Origin of the sequence: Nocardia sp. NPDC060220 (assembly GCF_042727815.1) — a bacterium.
GTDB lineage: Bacteria > Actinomycetota > Actinomycetes > Mycobacteriales > Mycobacteriaceae > Nocardia.
Window position 1 is genome coordinate 1 of sequence record NZ_JBHWZY010001283.1, and the last position, 1,338, is coordinate 1,338.

Below are 1,338 nucleotides of genomic sequence, written 5' to 3' on the forward strand. Positions count from 1 at the left end.
CGATAACTGGGCATTCCCGAATCACGCGACGCGCTGCGTCGCGCGACTCGGGAACCAGTTTACTTGCCGCCCTTGGCGAAGGAAGCCGGAGCCAGACTGTTGGCCGAACCGTTGGTTTCGCCCGCGAACTCGCCGCCGTCGACCGGCACGGCCGACCCACGGTTCTCGAGCTCTTCCAGCTGCGATTCCAGGTAGGACTTCAGGCGCACGCGGTACTCGCGCTCGAAGGTCTTCAGCTGCTCGATGCGGCTTTCCAGCACCGTGCGCTGCTGAGTGATCGTGGCCATGATCTCGGCGTGCTGACGCTCGGCGTCGGCGGTGAGCGCCTCCGCCTTGTCCTTGGCCTGCCGGATCTGGGTGTCGGAGCGGTTCTGCGCGTCGGCCAGCATCGCGTCGGACTTCTGACGCGCGTCGGCGATCATCGCTTCCGAACGGGTGCGAGCGTCGCCGACCAGTCGCTCGGAGTTTGCTCGCGCGTTCGAGAGCAGACCCTCGGCCTCGGTCTTGGCGTCGGTGGTGAGGCGGTCGGCCATCTCCTGCGCCAGGGTGAGCACCTTCGCGGCCTGCATGTTCGCGTCCGGGCCGTTGTTCTGCGCCGGCGCCGCGACGGGCATCGGGGCGGGCGGCGCGACGGGAACCGGCTGCGGAACAGGTTCCGGCGCGGGAGGAGGTGCCTGCTGTACGGGCGCCTTCGCGGCGCTGACCGGGGCAGGACCACGGTTCTTCTTGGCGTCGGCCAGCTCGGTGTCGAGTTCGGCGACCCGCTGACGCAGGTCGGCGTTCTCCTCGATCAGGCGCGAAAGCTCCTGTTCGACGAGATCCAGGAAGGCATCGACCTCGTCCTCGTTGTAGCCGCGCTTACCGATCGGCGGTTTGCTGAACGCGACGTTGTGCACATCGGCAGGAGTCAGCGGCATCGAAGGATCCCTTCACGCGTCTTTTGGAGAACTAGCAAGCGGTCTTCTCGATTCATTGTGTCACACGGAGGTCACGGGCTGACCGAGCCTACCCACGATCGACATCAGGATGAAGACGAGGAAGAGCAGGACCATTATCGAAAGATCGAGACGAATCCCCCCAAGATTCACAGGAGGTATCAACCGCCTCAGCAGTTTCACCGGGGGGTCGGTAACGGTGAAGATCACCTCGAGGACGATCACCACCACACCGGTCGGGCGCCAGTCGCGCGCGAAACTGCGAATGAACTCCACGATCACCCGACTGATGAGCAACAGCCAGAAGATGAAAAGCACGAGGTACAGAACCGCGAACAGGGCCACGGCTTCACTCTGCCGCAAAATCGGCATGGTGCAAAATGGCCGCGCCGCGCAGTGCGCG

Annotated in this window: 2 protein-coding genes; both read right to left on the reverse strand. The window is 64.6% G+C overall.

What is annotated here, in order from left to right:
* Positions 1-59: 59 nt before the first annotated feature.
* Positions 60-917 carry a DivIVA domain-containing protein gene (locus tag ACFWF3_RS36065; protein ID WP_378992599.1) on the reverse strand — a complete coding sequence of 286 codons (858 nt, stop codon included), beginning with the start codon at positions 915-917 and terminating at the stop codon, positions 60-62.
* A gap of 60 nt (positions 918-977) precedes the next feature.
* A complete protein-coding gene (locus ACFWF3_RS36070) occupies positions 978-1,280 on the reverse strand; it encodes a YggT family protein (RefSeq protein ID WP_056816435.1) in 303 nt (100 codons plus the stop codon).
* Positions 1,281-1,338: the final 58 nt, after the last annotated feature.

Excerpts from the sequence above, each read along its gene's own strand:
- ACFWF3_RS36065 (WP_378992599.1), bottom strand. The coding sequence starts at position 917 with ATGCCGCTGACTCCTGCCGATGTGCACAACGTCGCGTTCAGCAAACCG.